At 47.6% G+C, this 16777-nt stretch carries 14 protein-coding genes; 7 read left to right on the top strand and 7 right to left on the bottom strand.

Annotated elements, in window-relative coordinates; all coding sequences use genetic code 11:
- Positions 1-648 precede the first annotated feature (648 nt).
- Positions 649-1947 carry a type IV pilus twitching motility protein PilT gene (locus H6S82_RS02800; RefSeq protein ID WP_322111840.1) on the top strand — a complete coding sequence of 433 codons (1299 nt, stop codon included), beginning with the start codon at positions 649-651 and terminating at the stop codon, positions 1945-1947.
- A 125-nt stretch (positions 1948-2072) separates the two neighbouring features.
- Positions 2073-2828 carry a circadian clock KaiB family protein gene (locus H6S82_RS02805; protein WP_190462022.1) on the top strand — a complete coding sequence of 252 codons (756 nt, stop codon included), beginning with the start codon at positions 2073-2075 and terminating at the stop codon, positions 2826-2828.
- Here the strand turns inward: H6S82_RS02805 and H6S82_RS02810 are convergent.
- The gene (locus H6S82_RS02810) at positions 2821-4350 is read right to left on the bottom strand and encodes a thioredoxin-like domain-containing protein (protein WP_190462090.1); all 1530 of its coding nucleotides are present in this window, start codon (positions 4348-4350) and stop codon (positions 2821-2823) included. The two genes, H6S82_RS02805 and H6S82_RS02810, sit on opposite strands and share 8 nt — an antisense overlap.
- A gap of 372 nt (positions 4351-4722) precedes the next feature.
- Positions 4723-7113: a hypothetical protein gene (locus tag H6S82_RS34275; protein WP_190462024.1), complete on the bottom strand. Its 2391-nt coding sequence runs from the start codon at positions 7111-7113 to the stop codon at positions 4723-4725.
- A gap of 490 nt (positions 7114-7603) precedes the next feature.
- Here H6S82_RS34275 and psaA point away from each other — a divergent pair, with 490 nt between their 5' ends.
- The 3 genes from psaA (at position 7604) to H6S82_RS02830 (ending at position 12853) form a co-directional block, all read left to right on the top strand.
- On the top strand, positions 7604-9859 hold the full coding sequence (psaA, locus tag H6S82_RS02820; RefSeq protein WP_190462026.1) for a photosystem I core protein PsaA: 2256 nt from the start codon (positions 7604-7606) through the stop codon (positions 9857-9859).
- 120 nt (positions 9860-9979) lie between these two features.
- Entirely contained in the window at positions 9980-12205 is a 2226-nt protein-coding gene (gene psaB / locus H6S82_RS02825; RefSeq protein WP_190462028.1) for a photosystem I core protein PsaB, read from the top strand.
- A gap of 267 nt (positions 12206-12472) precedes the next feature.
- A complete protein-coding gene (locus H6S82_RS02830; protein ID WP_190462029.1) occupies positions 12473-12853 on the top strand; it encodes an EndoU domain-containing protein in 381 nt (126 codons plus the stop codon).
- 414 nt (positions 12854-13267) lie between these two features.
- On the opposite strand, the gene H6S82_RS02840 is transcribed toward H6S82_RS02830, so the two are convergent.
- Positions 13268-13462, bottom strand: coding sequence for a hypothetical protein (locus H6S82_RS02840; RefSeq protein WP_190462033.1), 195 nt, complete (start codon positions 13460-13462; stop codon positions 13268-13270).
- Between the two features lie 132 nt (positions 13463-13594).
- Positions 13595-13813 (bottom strand): helix-turn-helix transcriptional regulator, encoded by a 219-nt coding sequence (locus H6S82_RS02845; protein ID WP_190462091.1) that lies wholly within the window; start codon positions 13811-13813, stop codon positions 13595-13597.
- Positions 13814-13954: 141 nt separating this feature from the next.
- Here H6S82_RS02845 and H6S82_RS02850 point away from each other — a divergent pair, with 141 nt between their 5' ends.
- Positions 13955-14440 (top strand): hypothetical protein, encoded by a 486-nt coding sequence (locus H6S82_RS02850; RefSeq protein ID WP_242056791.1) that lies wholly within the window; start codon positions 13955-13957, stop codon positions 14438-14440.
- Between the two features lie 116 nt (positions 14441-14556).
- On the opposite strand, the gene H6S82_RS02855 is transcribed toward H6S82_RS02850, so the two are convergent.
- A complete protein-coding gene (locus tag H6S82_RS02855) occupies positions 14557-14676 on the bottom strand; it encodes a photosystem I reaction center subunit VIII (protein ID WP_190462035.1) in 120 nt (39 codons plus the stop codon).
- Positions 14677-14819: 143 nt separating this feature from the next.
- Between H6S82_RS02855 and H6S82_RS02860 the strand changes: the two genes are divergently transcribed.
- Entirely contained in the window at positions 14820-14996 is a 177-nt protein-coding gene (locus H6S82_RS02860) for a hypothetical protein (RefSeq protein WP_191056011.1), read from the top strand.
- 3 nt (positions 14997-14999) lie between these two features.
- On the opposite strand, the gene H6S82_RS02865 is transcribed toward H6S82_RS02860, so the two are convergent.
- Positions 15000-15506: a photosystem I reaction center protein subunit XI gene (locus tag H6S82_RS02865; RefSeq protein WP_190462037.1), complete on the bottom strand. Its 507-nt coding sequence runs from the start codon at positions 15504-15506 to the stop codon at positions 15000-15002.
- A gap of 184 nt (positions 15507-15690) precedes the next feature.
- Positions 15691-16777 (bottom strand): BamA/TamA family outer membrane protein (locus H6S82_RS02870; protein WP_191056012.1); only part of this gene is annotated, 1087 nt, incomplete at its 5' end.

Consider the following 16777-nt stretch of genomic DNA (forward strand, 5'->3'; position numbering starts at 1 on the left):
TATGTCTTTGGATGTAGGTATTATGCGAAGGGCAGTAAAACTTAATCTGCGAACATACTGCTAAACTCCTTAATATTTCTTATTAGTTCCGGCTGTGGTTCTCATAATTTTGTCATCAGTTTTGCAAAAAACTGGAAAACTGTTGCAAAATCAAAGGAACACAAGAGGAATACCTACTGCCAAAACAAAGCTAACTTTGTTTTTGAGCTTGGGGCTTAATACTGAGGTAGCAGTCGTAAGCTAACGGCTCAGCCAGAGGATAAGCTTGTAATGGCAGACACACAACCGCACAAATGGTAATCCAGGCGGCTAAGAAGGGAGTTAAGTTGTAAAAAGCTAGTTTTTGTAATTTTAGCGGATATTTTCACGAAACTGATGCACAGGACCAAATTATGGGAAAACTTAAGAGAGATAGAAGTGTGTCCGCTCTATCGCCAGAAAAATTTCATAGCGTCGTAAAGCACTAAACCTATGACAGACTCACAGCGCCCCCCCATGCCACCTCCACCCGGTTCTCGTGGGATGCCACCGGGGATGCCACCCGGGCCACCACCTGCTAGACGAATGCCAGGACCGGAAACATCTGCGGGAGCAACTCAGCGACCAACAGAAGAAACTGTAGCCATGCCCAACACCGCTCGCACGGGTATGCCACCTACAACTTCTCGGCCTCCGAGTACAGGGGCACCACCGACTGTGGCAAGGACTCCGGGTGCAGCTCCACCACCGCCCTTCCCAACAGCCGCAGGCGCACCACCAGCGCCTCCTGCTGCGCCGTCTGCTCCGCCAAGACAGCAGCCTCCCGCTCCACCTGCTGCTGCACCCGCAGCACCGCCAGCATCCGCTGGCGGACGGACACCAGGGGGGAGTAACGGTCGATCGCCAGGGCAGCCAACTCTAGCAGAAGTTGTCAGGTATGCTTTTGACAACGGCATCTCTGATATCCACGTCGGTGTAGGCGAAGCACCGCGCTTTCGCAAGCGCGGCGACATCATTCTCGCGGAATACCCCGAAGTCGATTACCCAACTTTTATGAGTTGGATGCAGGAGGTGATGAGCGACGAGGAAATTCAAAAATTTGAAGAACATCTGGACTTTGATGGAGTAACGCAGTACGAATTCTCGCGGGCCCGCATCAACGTTTTCGGTACTATGAGAGGCCCAGCGATGGTGATGCGCTTGATTCCAAACAATATCTTGAGCATGGAGCAATTAAACTTGCCTCCAGTGTTTAAAGATATTTGCCATTACCACAAGGGTCTAATCTTGGTGACGGGGCCAACAGGTTCTGGTAAGTCCACAACGATGGCGGCCATGATCGATTACATTAACAAGAATATGGCCAAGCACATCATCACTATCGAAGACCCCATAGAATTTGTCCACGTCAGTCGCAAATCTCTAATTAAGCACCGGGAGGTAGGACAGCATACCCGAAAATTTGATAACGCATTGAAAGCGGCTTTGCGGGAAGACCCGGATTTGATTCTGGTAGGGGAAATGCGGGATAAAGAAACCGTTAACACGGCGCTTAAAGCTGCACAAACGGGTCACTTAGTAGCAGGGACGCTACATACCAACAGTGCTGTAAAAACAATTGAACGGATTCTCAACCTATACTCGGCAGAAGAACAGAATTCCATGAAAGTGGCGATCGCCGAATCCCTGGTAGCCGTAGTTGCTCAGGGTTTGTGTAAAACCACCGATGGCAAGCGTGCAGCTTACCACGACATTCTGATCAACACAGATGCGATCAAAGAGTACATCATCCAGGGCAAATATGAGGAAATCACTGGAGTTATGCTCAAATCTAAATTTGACGGTATGCAGACGATGAACCAAGCTCTTTTGGCTCTCTATCAGGAAGGCCGGATCACGGAAGAGGAAGCTTTGGAAAGGTCTCCGACCCCGAACGAAATGGCTCAATTCCTGCGGGGACGGGTCTAATTTTTGTATTTGCTGGCGTTCTCAGGAGGATTCCTAAGAACGCTCTTTTTCTTGTCCTTTGTTTGTTGCCGATCTCATTGCTAGGCACCAACGACCGCTAACTAATGACCGATAATTGATGACCAATGACCGCTGACAAAGGGCAACTTTTTAAAGGGATTGCGCTTTTTACACCAGGAGGAGATCTCATTTACTGCATCGATCCAAACAAGCAGAATCGATGGCATCTGCATTTATGTGCCGGATTGCAAGAAATTTTGGGCTTAACAGAACCACCCCACTTTTTAGTACCTTGCTATACAGCGACTATAGACAGATGGATAGATCCTCGCAACAAGCAAGTGCGTATTTCTGCCGAAGCTTATCCAGCGGTTTTACGGTATCAATCACTTCTGAATGCTGTGTTTGAAACCGGGGAATTGCTTTGGCAGACTGCGCCTTGGCATGAAGACTTGTGCGATCCGATGGTGTTGGGAACTTATCGCGATCGATTTCCGCAGCTGTGGGAAGAACACGATCTAGTGGTACGGTTTGAAAATAGCCTTCTTCATCCCAGTTTCCAGCCAGAACTGTACTCCCCCTTACCTAAGTCGCCAGAAGCTCAAGGATACGTACTGCGTCTGTTTGTTTCCGGTCACAACAGCACTACAGAAAGAATTCTGCAAACTTTACATAAGCTTCTAGAGCAATCTCTATACCAGCCTTACACTTTAAAAGTTATTGATGTTTTTAAGCATCCAGAACAAGCAGAAGCTGACCAGATTTCTGCCACACCCACTCTGGTTAAGGTTTGGCCTCGACCGATACGACGAATTGTCGGTGAAATAGAGGATATAGACAGAATAATGTGGCTGTTAGTTTCTAAAGATACTCTTAGGTAGCAGGAACGCAGACATCTGGCGCACACAAGCCGGGAAAATGAAGGGTGGTGACATTAAGAGTATCCAGTTCCACACGACGGATAACATGGTTGTTCGTATCGGCAATAAAAAGATGTGTTGCGATCGCACTTAGACCGGATGGTTCAAAAAAGCTACAATCTAGACCTTGACCATCTTTCAACTCCTGTTTACCATCGCCTAGCATCGTTAGACACTTGCCAGTGTGAGGGTCAACTCGCTTAATTTTGTGGTTATAAGTATCGGCTACCCAAAGGTAATCTGGTGCATATTCTACACCCAGACAATGCTGTAGTCTTACTTTCGATCCAATGCCATCCTCATCCCCAAAACCGAATAATTCCCCACTACCGCAGACAGTTCTCACTTTATCTATGTCTCCGAGTCCGACAGCACGAATCGAGCTGATTTCGCTATCGGCGATATATAATTCTCTTCCATCTGTACTAATCCCGCTCGGTTGCGAAAAAGCGGACTCTTGACGAGCGCCATCAACGCAAGATTCTGCACCCGTACCAGCATAAGTTTGCACAATACCTGTGTCCAGACCCATTTCCCAAACCTGGTGAGAGCCAGCCATTGCAATGAAAAGGCTATTAGCCAGTTTGAGCAAATCCCAAGGGGAATTCAAGGGAGTTTCCAAACCAACTCCGCTGTGAGGCCGAATATTATGGCTTTGTTCGCCTGTGCCTGCGATAGTTTCAACTGTTTGGCTTTGAAAATCAATCCGACGCAAAGTATGATTTTCCGTATCGGCAACGTAGAGAATCCGATTTTCTTCATCAAAAGCCATTCCTTGGGGGCCAAAAAACTGAGCTTCGCTAAAGGAACCATCGCTTAAACCTGGTTTTCCCGTACCGATTAGATGTAGCACTTCTCCATCTAAAGTACTTACAACGATGCGATGATGGCCGGAGTCTGCGATAAATAACCACTGACCGCCAATCCCGTTTTCGCTTGCCAAAACTTTGCCGGGAAAAGCCAGGGGTGCGGTTAATCGTTGTCGCTGTTTTTCTAAAGCCACAGTAATTTCTTGAAAATTAATAGTTCCTTTCTGTTGGTGTGCCTGAATTAACTGTGAAATCAGGTCGTCTAGTGTTTCCCGATGACCTTCACCGGATACGCTACCAACACAGTACCCTTCCGGATCGATGAGTATTAAAGTTGGCCACGCTCTCACTGCATAGTGTTCCCAGACTCTAAAGCCGCTGTCAACTATGACTGGATGTTCGATATCGTAGCGCAGGATAGCTTGACGGATGTTTTCAACTTCTTTCTCGTTCTCAAATTTTGCTGAATGGACACCTATGACGGTAAGGCTGTCTTTATATTTTTGTTCTAAAAATTTTAAGTCGGGTAAAACGTGTAGGCAATTTATACAGCAATATGTCCAAAAGTCAAGTAGTACGACTCGCCCTTTGAGTTGCTGGAGGGATAAGGGGCGATCGGTATTAAGCCAAGGATAGTTTTGAGGCAGTTCTGGGGCTCTGACGCGAGGTGGCATAGGATCTCCTTCAATTAGGGCAATATCCCATAGCATAGCTTCAAATTTCTTTACCCAAGCCAAAGTTTCCTGAGTGGTTAACGCTACAAGTTAACTAAGTAGGCGTACTGATTTTGCTGTCGTTGGGTAGGTTAGGGCAGATCGCTTTTACCGAAGTCAAGAATACAGCTATTTTCAGGTTAGGAGCTGAAAAAAACCCGCTTTATTCAAGAAACTGGGTTTCTAGCCTACATAAATGCGATCGCCCGCAGTGATTTTATTCAGGAGTTACGCACTAGGGTCAATTTATGAATTGACCCTACATTCAGATATTCTGCGTAAGTCGTTTTATGGCGATCGCGCTGGCAAGTGCAGTTGCGGCCAAAGTCTAGTTTAAGTTTCCGTTACTACATCAGCTGCTCTGCCATCTGCGGGTGTCTCTGAGCGTTCAGTAACGGATGGCACTTCTGAAGTCGGTTGTGATGTTTCCGATTTCTCTATCTCAGAAGTGGGAACCTCTGGCTGTTGTGTAGCTTGGGTAATTGGAACAGTAGGTCTGGGAGCGCTTATTATAGGCTGTGTCACAGTTGCTGGTGTAGACAGTGAACTAGGTGAACGCCTAAACGGCTGGAAGAACCGTAAAAATTGGTTTATTTTTTCTTCGTTGGGCGCTTCTTGTGCAGTTCGATTTGGTTGATTAGATTTTGCCTCCGGAATTTTAATTTCATCAGCCTTAGATTCCGCTAGAGTTTCCGATCCAGAAGTCGATGGGTGAGGAGTTTTTAACTCAGGAGTCGATGTTTCGATTATTTCTGGCAGTGTAGGTGGCAAGTTGGGTGAAGATTTTACCTCAAGAATAGTTGGACTTGCCTCGCTAGCAGGTAATCCGCTCGATTTTGCTTCTAGATCTGATGTCCCCGAATTCCCATTTGTTGTATCAGTTGCTTCTGCTTGGGGTACAGGGGTGGTTTCTAATCCGTTCGTTTCACTTGCCTCAATTTGAGGTGGAGAAGAGGTTTCTAGTTGAGATGGCTGTAGTTCAGGTGTAATTGGCTGTGGAGTTGGGGTTTCTATTATTTCAGGTAAAGTCGGTGGCAAATCTGCCGATGGTGACGCCTCAGTAGCAGAATTGGTTTCGATGCGATCGGCATTTTCGCTATCTTTAGATTCTCCTTTCTCGGATTTAGCCAGATCCTGTTCTAAAGTTTCGGATGTTTCGGGTAATGGTGGAGGTAAAGTTTCTGCGGTCGGAGTTGGTGCTATCTCAGTTTGAGGTGCGGGTACAGTTTCTCCTGACGGAGTTGGTACTACCTCAGTTTGAGGTACGGGTACAGTTTCTGGCGAGGGAGTTGGTGCTACCTCAGTTTGAGGCGCGGATACCGTTTCTGGAGAAGGAGTTGGTGGAGTAGGAATTAATGGAGGCGTTGGTGTTTCGATCGCTTCTGGTGGTGTAGGAGAAGGCTTAATTATTTGCGGACGTCGGAAGCGATTAAAAAATCCGCCAAATCCCGGTTTTTCGACTGCTTTAGGCTGTGTTGGTTCTGTAATAGTATCCGGACGCTGAAAGCGATTCAAGTATTCACTCGGTTGGGGTGTTTGTATTGGTTTGGGTTCTGTTAGCTGTGTTTCGGCTGATTTGCTGGCTTCTCTATCAGTTTCTGCTTTCGTTGGTTCCTCTTGCGATGGTTCGGATGGTGGTATGACTTCGGGTGCAGGAGTAACCAAAGGTACTGATTCCGGTGTCGGCTCAAGTGTGGGTGTGGCTTCTACTGCTGAATCGGGTGTAGGTGTAGCTTCTACTGCTGGTTCAGGTGTGGGTTCTGGTTCTGGTTGTTTGGCGATATAGTTGCGATCGACTATGCCACGAGCATCGGCTGCGGAAAGTTGCCCTCTAACAAGGCGGGAAAGCGTATCGTTTCCGTTTGGTTCGTAGGTAATTAGACGAACTGTATTGTTAAAGGCGTTTTTGACTGGGTTGCCTTGTTCATCGAGCAATTCCAGTTGTACCCAGTTTTTCCCTGGTTGAAAACCTGTTAAATAAATTGGTTGCCACCGATCGATGATGAAGCTTTCGCCGTTGATGGTACAACGAATCCGCCAATCTGAAATATTGTCTTGAGGATCTTCTTGTGCTACCAGATGCAGTGGAGCGTTGGTGAGGTAGAAGTCCAGCATGATTGGCTCTGCCCCGTAACTGGCTTGAGGACGACTGTAGGTTAACAGTGGCTCAGCCGGGTCGGGGTTATTGTCATCTGTCTTAGTAAATATATGGAATGTAGTTTGGGCATAAGCTCCCTCATTCTTGAAACTTTCGTGCCAAGGACGAGAGGCAAAAACCCTGAGTGTGTGAGTACCGGGGGCTAAATCTTTATAAATTAAAGGCTCGTTGGGGTCATAAATTCCCTGGTAGGGTTGGTTGTCCAGGAAGACTTGCAGATGGGGGCCAAGACCTAGTTCTGGATTTTTGAAGATCGGCAAGTCTTGAACCTGGAATCGCACTGTGACAGTGTTATCGTTTAATACCTCGTTGGGTTGAGGACTGACAATACTTACCTGGGGCTGGTAAGTTTCCAATGCCTGACGCAGCTCTTGAATGACTTGAGGCGGAGACACTTCGGCAATTTTCGGTGCGTTTTGGTTTGGTGCGGTATTTAAGTTCCCAGGTGTCCCTGATGTGGATGTGCGACCGCCACAGCCCGTCAAACTCAAAACAAGTATTCCCGCTATTAAGAATGATGTGACTAGCGCTTTTCCAGCCCTTTGCTGCCAGTTTGTATCAAGCACGCTACAAAGCTCCTAAACAAGCTATACATATGGGACGGTTTTATATAAGTTATTTTTTACCTTTATGGCTCTGGATAAAAGCCGACCCTACAAGCCGTCCATAGGAGACTATAGCCCAAAAGGCTCAAACACTTCTAATTATTAGCTTCGGCTCCCCTATTTGACGCTTAATGTTAACTAATTATTGAGTTTTATTAACTAAATCGAAATACCTCTTGACTTTTTAACCAATAGTTATAGGGTAAAAGCTAGTGTATGTCTTCGCTCTAGCCAATTTGAATTATTGTTAAGTGCTGACAAACAGGTTGGGAAGCAAGTCCTATAATTCAACAGAAGGAACTACCGCAGGCAATTAAAGCGGCCCCAAAAGCTTGTAAGAGTTGGCAGTCGTCTTAATTGCAAGTAAAGCGGAGCTCCTCAGTTTACAATCCTCAAGAGTGAGTTCAGACGAGTCAATGCTCGTGCCTTGTAAAAAGAGAGGAGAGTCTTCATGGCTGTAAGTCCTCCGGAGCGGGAAGCAAAGGCAAGGGTTGTAGTCGATAAAGATCCGGTTCCCACTACGTTTGAAAAGTGGGCTCAGCCTGGACATTTCGATCGCACTCTGGCCAGAGGTCCAAAAACCACAACCTGGATTTGGAATCTCCATGCGAACGCCCATGATTTCGATACCCATACCAGTGACCTAGAAGATATATCGCGTAAGATTTTCAGCGCACACTTCGGTCACTTGGCTGTCATTTTTGTCTGGTTGAGCGGCATGTATTTTCATGGCGCTCGCTTCTCGAACTACGAAGCTTGGCTTGCTAACCCAACGGGCATTAAACCGAGTGCCCAGGTTGTGTGGCCGATCGTAGGTCAAGGAATTCTTAATGCTGATGTAGGTGGCGGCTTCCACGGAATTCAGATCACTTCGGGTCTGTTCTATATGTGGCGTGCCGCAGGCTTCACGAATACCTTCCAACTGTATTGCACGGCGATCGGTGGACTGGTAATGGCAGCTCTGATGCTGTTCGCCGGTTGGTTCCACTATCACAAGCGGGCTCCCAAATTGGAATGGTTCCAAAACGTGGAGTCGATGATGAACCACCACCTGGCTGGGTTGCTAGGCTGCGGTTCTCTGGGGTGGGCAGGTCACCAAATCCACGTATCGTTGCCGACAAACCAGCTACTTGATTCTGGTGTGGCTCCGGGAGATATTCCTTTGCCCCACGAGTTCATCTTGAACCGTGACTTGATCGCGCAGATTTATCCCAGTTTCAAACAAGGCTTAGTGCCTTTCTTTACCCTGAACTGGGGTCAGTATGCCGACTTCCTCACTTTCAAGGGCGGATTGAACCCAGTAACCGGTAGCTTGTGGTTGACAGATACAGCACACCACCACCTGGCAATCGCAGTACTGTTCATTATTGCCGGACACTTCTACCGGACGAACTGGGGTATCGGTCACAGCTTTAAGGAAGTTCTAGAAGCTCATAAAGGTCCCTTCACCGGCGAAGGCCACAAGGGAATGTATGAAGTATTCACAACTTCCTGGCACGCTCAGCTGTCTTGGAACCTCCAGTGGATGGGTTCTCTATCCATCATCGTGGCGCACCATATGTACGCCATGCCACCCTATCCTTACCAAGCGATAGACTACGCGACTCAGCTGTCCCTGTTCACACACCATATGTGGATTGGAGGCTTCCTAATCGTGGGAGCAGCAGCTCACGCAGCAATCTTCATGGTGCGGGACTACGATCCGGTAGTACACCAAAACAACTTGCTCGATCGCGTTCTCCGTCACCGCGACGCCATCATTTCTCACCTGAACTGGGTGTGTATGTTCTTGGGCTTCCACAGCTTCGGCTTGTACGTCCATAACGACACGATGCGTGCTTTCGGTCGCCCCCAAGATATGTTCTCGGATACGGCGATCCAGTTACAGCCCGTATTTGCTCAGTGGGTACAAAATATTCACACTTTGGCTCCGGGCGCTACAGCTCCCAATGCGCTTCAGCCTGTAAGCTATGCCTTTGGGGGCGGGATTGTGGCTGTAGGCGGTAAGGTGGCAATGATGCCGATCGCGCTGGGAACGGCGGACTTCTTAGTTCACCACATCCACGCTTTCACCATCCACGTTACCGTTCTGATCCTGCTCAAGGGCGTTCTGTTCGCCCGCAGCTCTCGTCTGATTCCAGACAAGGCTAATTTGGGTTTCCGCTTCCCTTGTGATGGCCCCGGTCGCGGCGGTACTTGCCAAGTATCCGGTTGGGATCACGTATTCTTGGGTCTGTTCTGGATGTACAACAGCATCTCGGTAGTACTTTTCCACTTCAGCTGGAAAATGCAATCCGATGTATGGGGTACTATTGACCCAGATGGCACCGTATCTCACATTGCAGGTGGTAACTTTGCCCAAAGTGCGCTGACGATCAACGGTTGGTTGCGCGATTTCTTGTGGGCTCAAGCTTCTCAGGTAATTCAGTCCTACGGCACGGCTCTGTCTGCCTACGGTCTGATCTTCTTGGGCGCTCACTTCGTCTGGGCATTCAGCTTGATGTTCTTGTTCAGCGGTCGCGGCTACTGGCAAGAGTTGATCGAATCGATTGTGTGGGCGCACAATAAGCTGAAAGTGGCTCCATCCATTCAGCCTCGCGCCCTGAGCATCGTTCAAGGTCGGGCTGTGGGGGTGGCTCACTACCTCCTGGGAGGAATCGCAACCACATGGGCGTTCTTCCTAGCTCGCACACTTTCACTGGGCTAGATAGTTCATGTTCGCGATTCATTGTTCCCAGTTCGTTGAAACGAACAAACAATAACGAACAAGGAGCAATGAATGGCGAACAATGAACAATAACTGAGGAAATGCGAGAAGGACTTAAAGATGGCGACTAAATTCCCAAAATTTAGCCAGGATCTCGCGCAAGACCCGACAACACGTCGGATTTGGTACGGGATAGCCACGGCCCACGACTTTGAAAGCCACGATGGCATGACAGAAGAGAATCTTTACCAAAAGATCTTCGCTTCCCACTTCGGCCACGTAGCAATCATCTTCCTGTGGACTTCCGGCAACCTGTTCCACGTAGCCTGGCAAGGTAACTTTGAACAGTGGATCAAAGACCCGCTAAATGTTCGTCCCATAGCACACGCGATCTGGGATCCGCAATTTGGCGCACCGGCAGTAGAAGCTTTCACCCAAGGTGGGGCTAACTATCCGGTAAACATTTCCTACTCCGGTGTGTATCAGTGGTGGTACACGATCGGTATGCGGACAAACAATGACCTGTATCAAGGCGCGTTGTTCCTCCTGCTCCTGGCAGCTGTGTTCTTGTTCGCAGGTTGGTTGCACTTACAACCCAAGTTCCGCCCCAGCCTCTCTTGGTTCAAGAGCGCTGAATCCCGTCTGAACCACCACCTGGCTGGTTTGTTCGGTGTTAGCTCGCTGGCTTGGACAGGCCACTTGGTTCACGTTGCAATCCCGGAAGCACGCGGACAGCACGTAGGTTGGGATAACTTCCTGACTACTCTGCCACACCCAGCAGGTCTGGCTCCGTTCTTTACAGGCAACTGGGGTGTATATGCCCAGAACCCAGACACCGCCGGACAGATCTTCGGGACTTCGGAAGGTTCGGGAACGGCAATTCTGACGTTCTTGGGTGGTTTCCATCCCCAAACTCAGTCCCTGTGGCTAACGGATATCGCCCATCACCACTTGGCGATCGCAGTCCTGTTCATCATCGCCGGTCATATGTACCGGACGAACTTCGGAATCGGTCACAGCATCAAGGAAATGATGAATGCCAAAGATTTCTTTGGCACGAAGGTTGAAGGACCGTTCAATATGCCTCACCAAGGCATTTATGACACCTACAACAACTCCTTGCACTTCCAGTTGGGTTGGCACTTAGCTTGCTTGGGTGTAATCACCTCCTTGGTGGCTCAGCATATGTACTCGATGCCTCCCTACGCTTTCTTGGCGCAGGACTTCACCACTCAGGCAGCGCTGTACACTCACCACCAATACATTGCTGGTTTCATCATGGTCGGTGCTTTCGCCCACGGAGCTATCTTCTTGGTGCGTGACTACGACCCCGAACAAAACAAAGGCAACGTACTCGATCGAGTCCTACAGCACAAAGAGGCAATCATCTCTCACCTCTCGTGGGTGTCTCTGTTCCTGGGTTTCCACACCTTGGGCTTGTACGTCCACAACGATGTGGTAGTAGCTTTCGGAACTCCTGAAAAGCAAATCCTGATCGAACCGGTGTTTGCACAGTTCGTTCAGTCGGCTAACGGGAAAGTGCTGTATGGCATGAATGTGCTGCTGTCCAATCCAGACAGTATTGCCAGCACCGCTTGGCCTAACCACGGCAACGTCTGGTTACCAGGTTGGTTGGATGCAATCAATGCAGGCACTAACTCTCTGTTTCTCACCATTGGCCCTGGCGATTTCTTGGTACACCATGCGATCGCTCTCGGTCTGCACACCACCACTCTGATCCTCGTTAAGGGTGCGTTGGATGCACGCGGTTCCAAGCTGATGCCCGACAAGAAAGACTTCGGCTATGCCTTCCCTTGCGATGGCCCCGGTCGTGGCGGCACTTGCGACATCTCTGCTTGGGATTCGTTCTACCTCTCTATGTTCTGGATGCTAAACACCATCGGTTGGGTAACCTTCTACTGGCACTGGAAGCATCTGGGTATTTGGCAAGGCAACGTGGCACAGTTTAATGAGTCCTCTACTTACCTCATGGGCTGGCTGCGGGATTACCTCTGGCTGAACTCGGCTCAGCTGATCAATGGCTACAACCCTTACGGCATGAATAACTTGTCGATCTGGGCTTGGATGTTCCTCTTCGGACACCTGGTTTGGGCTACCGGCTTCATGTTCTTGATTAGCTGGCGCGGTTACTGGCAAGAGTTGATCGAAACCCTCGTTTGGGCTCACGAACGCACTCCTCTAGCGAACTTGGTTCGTTGGAAAGACAAGCCAGTTGCGCTGTCGATCGTTCAAGCTCGTTTGGTTGGTTTAACCCACTTCGCTGTTGGTTATGTCCTTACCTACGCGGCATTCCTAATTGCCTCTACTGCTGGTAAGTTCGGTTGATGTCCTCAATTGAATAACCTCGTTGTTAGGTAATTAGAAAATCCCCTGCCTTCGGGCGGGGGATTTTTGTTGATATTGATAAAATTTGCTAATATATACTTAATAAGAAAAAAAATTTTGAAGAGGGCGATTGCCAGCATACTTAGCCGCTGGTATCGTCCTCTTTTTTGTTTTTTACTTGTCCCTAGCAAACTCAGGAGGTATGTCCCAATGGATTCGATGGACAACACCATAACTGTACACTTTGATTCCAAAATAATGAAACCAATGACCAAATCAAGTCCGGCTTGCAAAATTGCCCTTAACGCTTTAGCTCAGATCCACCCTAGACAACGCACACACATTTTAGATGGTGACTCAAGTGGGGGTGGTTATGGTGCAGGTAGAGGTATTTCTGGAAAGAGTGAATTTCCGAGCCGATGGGATGATCGGCAAACGTTGGACTATATCTGTGAAATAGTCAAAGATCCAAATTCGCAATGGACTCAACGTACTGGAAAACCGGGTGCAAAATATACAAAAAATGGTAAACCAGTTAGGTGGCAAGTTGAAGGTACTAGAGATAATGTTGATATTATGGTGATTGTAGAACCTGATGGACAAGGTATCGTTACAGCTTACCCAACTAACATACCTCCTAACCCCTAGTATTGATACCAATGCTTGACTATAAAATTATTGTAGATAAACTAAACGAAGCCCTTTTTTTTGTCAGTGAAGAACTGTCAGAAAATCAAATAAATTTTATACGTTCGGACATAAACGCAGGCGAGTGGAGGTTAGCATTCGAGACCCTTTGCGATATTCTTAGCGAGGAAAACTTACGAATGAATCCAAGGGTATATAAGCTCGTTCAAGAAATAGGATATGGGCTGAATATTGACTCTGAAACTTGGGAAAGTCTCAAAGTGCAAGTGGCCTGCTGATTTAACGATATTTTGTCTGTGAAGTTAGCTTCAGTAGCGATCTTTGTCGCTTAAAATTTGGCAAGTGCGAGCGCTTGCTTGTACAGACAGTTACACACCAGACCGATCGCACCAGCTAATCTCTATTAAAATCTTCTCAAATTTCTCCATTAAGTTGCATCAGATGTACCTTATCGGCTAGCTCTTGACGATGTTGCTCGTCTAATTCATCAATTGCTAGCATACCCATTAAAATAACTTCTTTGAGCGTCAATCTGGTCGATCGCGCTTTTTTCTGAACTATGTCTTTAATTACCGGACTCACACCGATCGCTGTACTAGCTCTAGGCACAAAAATAATTATTGACTACATCGCCTAAATCTTAGCATCTGTTGTTTAGTTTAAGTGACGTGCTTAAACAGGTATTGACACGCTTAAGCGAAAAATCTATACTGATGATAGATGGGAAGAGTAGGCGATCGCTTAATCGTCCAAAATTTCCACCAATTCCTCAATCATCACATCGAAAGTGCGTGCCAACTTGTATAGGGCAGCAAAATCAACCATTGCCATGCCAGGTGAACGGGCGTAGTTTCGGATCGTGCTGTAGCCTACGCCAGAGCGATCGGCCACTTCTTTGAGCGTCCAACCCTTCTCGTCAGCTAACTCTTTAACCCGCAACCTCACCAAACCCGCGCTCATATTGACAAATGACAAGATTTTGCTTTTAATATTTATATGTTTAAAAGCGATCGCTCCCCAGTATAACAAACTCCAGAGCGATCGCTGAAACTCCCCAAAGGAGTCAAGTCAAATACAAAAAACCCAGAGGAGTCAAATATTATGGTATCAATTCCAGAGCAAGAATTGGCAAGTACGATCGATTTGCCACGTTATCAAATCCGAGAATCAAAAATAGTTCATAAGTCGCCGATACTTCATCCATTAGCCAGATTTATCACAGAAGAAACCGCTGCGATGATGTTCGGTATTGATTTTGAGGATATTTATCGAATTACTTGCTTGCGGTATGTAGTTCACGTACACGGCAAAGGCGTAAGCCGATTTGTCAGCTATGCCGATTTTCCGCCAATTTCGGCAGTAAACCCACCCACAGTAACGGATTTTGTATTTTGGCACAAACGCTGGCGAAAGAAACCCGCAACAGAATTCTGGCAAAATTTTTATACTCACCAGTTTCAACAAGCTGTTTGGGAGAGCGAACTGTTGGAGTGGGGCAAAATAGTCAATTCAGTAAAATCGCTGCTGTCTGAAACAGGGTTGCAAAATCTGCGAGACATTTATATAGAAAAGAAAAGTTGGCTATAATTTTGAGCGATCGCCTCAAAATTATATTAAAACTTAATCAAAAAATCCCCTACCCGCAGGCAAGGGATTGTTGAGAATTTCAGCTTACTGAAATCGGCAATCTCATCAAACTGCTATTAAGCAGCATCGCTTTCAATGTAGATAAACAAAAGACCCATTACCACAGCAGGTAACAGCCAGGTAATTACGGGGATGAGAATCCAGGGCAAGTATGAAGCTGCGTATGAACCTGTCATGTCAAAATCTCCAAGAAGGGTAAACTATTGCGTTCAAAGTTATCGGGCTGCTATCGATCGGAGGTACTGCCTAAATTCAATTCAGACATCTAACCTTTGACTTAAAATTAGCTAAACCGACTTTCAAACACGAAAATCAGAAATTGCCCGACAACGAAGTTTTTAACGAACAAGTCGCCGATCGACTTTCAGTCAGTTATGACTCGACTGCACAAAGTACTAAATCGCGTGCCGGCTGTGTTGACCTTTGCGATCGCATTAGCAGCCGATCGTCTGTCCGGCAAACGCTCCGATCGCGCCTGCCAGTCTACCTAAAATAGGGTTTAGTGATGAACTATACCCCGGAAAATCGCATCTACGACATTGAAGTTTTCCAGCAGGAAGTAGGCAACGAAAGCGCCACCCATCGCACCCACAAAGAAACCGGTTGTAACTTGGCTCCAGCCTTCAGCAGTTTTCCATTGGTCGGGTGCTTGAGGATTGGAGTTGGGAATGTTCTTTTGATCTTGGAAAGAGGCGATGCCGTAAACGGACATACAGGCAGTGGCGATGAGAATCAAAGCTAGACCGCAAATCAATCCGCCCAGATTGGCAGCCTCTCCATAATCGCGTAATGCACCGAACTTAACCCAGGGGCCAATTATGAAATAGCCGTGAGCCAAGCCAATTTCCAGTCCCCGCTGGAGTGGAGATATACCTTTGCGGTAAGCAGGAAGATTACCGATGAAAGCTCTGGTAAAAGCGGAATCGCTAATAGGGGTGGAGAGATTTCCGACAAACGGGTCTCCGTTATAGGCTTTTACAACCTCTGCGTCTCTAGGATCGGCCATACTTATTATTCCTGTTTCTCTGAAAATCTACAGAAGAACTTAAGCTCATATTCTAAGCAACTAGGGGTTGCCAAATCGCAGAATGAGTGACGAGCTTTAGAAAAGTTCATGTTTCTGGCAAATGGGCAATCGGGAATGGGAATGAGATAAAATGTAAAGCATTTCCCATTTCCTGCCATTTTCATTAAAAGCGCTGACCGAAAGAGATTTCCAAACTGTTGTCGCCGCGATCGCTAATGCCGAAGTCAGCCCGAATTAGGCCAAAAGGCGATCGCACTCGCAATCCCAGTCCGTAGCCAAAACCGCTTCCAGGTTTGTCGCGGATCGGCCCGGGTTCCCCCAGCACCGTATCCCCAGAACCGAAATCCGACGCGAAATCGGCAAACACAACTCCTCCCACACGCCAAACGATCGGGAAACGATATTCAAAAGAAGCTAAACCATAACTGCGACCGCTGCCTACCCCACCCCCACCATAGCCGCGCACAGAATTTGTGCCGCCCAGATTAAACGCCTCAGCGGGTGGAAATTCCCCCAGTATAGTACCGGCCTGCAAATTAAAAGCCAGCATTTCTGTCAATTCCGGATATTGAGCCGGTCTACCCCTGCCCACCAAGCTGACCGGGACATACTGGATATAGTTAGCCCGCAATCGGTTGATTAAAACATCGCCAAGTCCGATCGGAATCGACTGTTCGGTGCTGAGAGAGAAAATCGAACCGGTACTCGGATATAAGCGCCGATCGCGTGTATCTCTAGTTACAGCAAAAGACACCGTTACCAAATCGTCAATACCCTGACCGCTAAGAGATAAAGGATTACCCAACTCATCGATGGGCGAAACTCGCCAGTTGTCATCGCGAATGCTGATGCGCGTGTAATTCAAACCCAGCGCCGCATCCCAATCATTGAAAGACCGCAAAACCGACACAGAACCGCCAAATCTTCCTTCCCTGGCATCATCGTCGTTAGGCAGATCGATTTCATCCCCGAAAGTACGAGAGAAAGTGCGACGACGAAAAGCTCTTACACTGTAACCCAAACGATTTGGTTCGCTGGCGCGATAAGGATCGGTAAACTGGACATCAAACTGGGCGTCTTTGGCGCTCACCTGTAGTCTACCGCGCAGTTGCTGGTTGAGACCTGCTATATTGGCATCCCGATAGCCAAACGTACCGTAAATTCCGATATCTTCGTTGTAGCCGCCACCGAAACTTAGAGAAGGGAAGTGACTTTCTTTGATGTCATAGATAATAATGACACCAGTACTA

Source organism: Planktothrix sp. FACHB-1355 (assembly GCF_014748295.1).
GTDB lineage: Bacteria > Cyanobacteriota > Cyanobacteriia > Cyanobacteriales > Aerosakkonemataceae > Aerosakkonema > Aerosakkonema funiforme_A.

What these genes read in the sequence shown, in the direction of transcription:
- psaB (WP_190462028.1), top strand. Translation starts at nt 9,980, where the DNA reads ATGGCGACTAAATTCCCAAAATTTAGCCAGGATCTCGCGCAAGACCCG.
- H6S82_RS02810 (WP_190462090.1), bottom strand. Translation starts at nt 4,350, where the DNA reads ATGCCACCTCGCGTCAGAGCCCCAGAACTGCCTCAAAACTATCCTTGG.
- H6S82_RS02805 (WP_190462022.1), top strand. Translation starts at nt 2,073, where the DNA reads ATGACCGCTGACAAAGGGCAACTTTTTAAAGGGATTGCGCTTTTTACA.
- H6S82_RS02800 (WP_322111840.1), top strand. Translation starts at nt 649, where the DNA reads ATGCCACCTACAACTTCTCGGCCTCCGAGTACAGGGGCACCACCGACT.
- psaA (WP_190462026.1), top strand. Translation starts at nt 7,604, where the DNA reads ATGGCTGTAAGTCCTCCGGAGCGGGAAGCAAAGGCAAGGGTTGTAGTC.
- H6S82_RS02830 (WP_190462029.1), top strand. Translation starts at nt 12,473, where the DNA reads ATGACCAAATCAAGTCCGGCTTGCAAAATTGCCCTTAACGCTTTAGCT.
- H6S82_RS02865 (WP_190462037.1), bottom strand. Translation starts at nt 15,506, where the DNA reads ATGGCCGATCCTAGAGACGCAGAGGTTGTAAAAGCCTATAACGGAGAC.
- H6S82_RS02855 (WP_190462035.1), bottom strand. Translation starts at nt 14,676, where the DNA reads ATGACAGGTTCATACGCAGCTTCATACTTGCCCTGGATTCTCATCCCC.
- H6S82_RS02850 (WP_242056791.1), top strand. Translation starts at nt 13,955, where the DNA reads ATGGTATCAATTCCAGAGCAAGAATTGGCAAGTACGATCGATTTGCCA.
- H6S82_RS02845 (WP_190462091.1), bottom strand. Translation starts at nt 13,813, where the DNA reads ATGAGCGCGGGTTTGGTGAGGTTGCGGGTTAAAGAGTTAGCTGACGAG.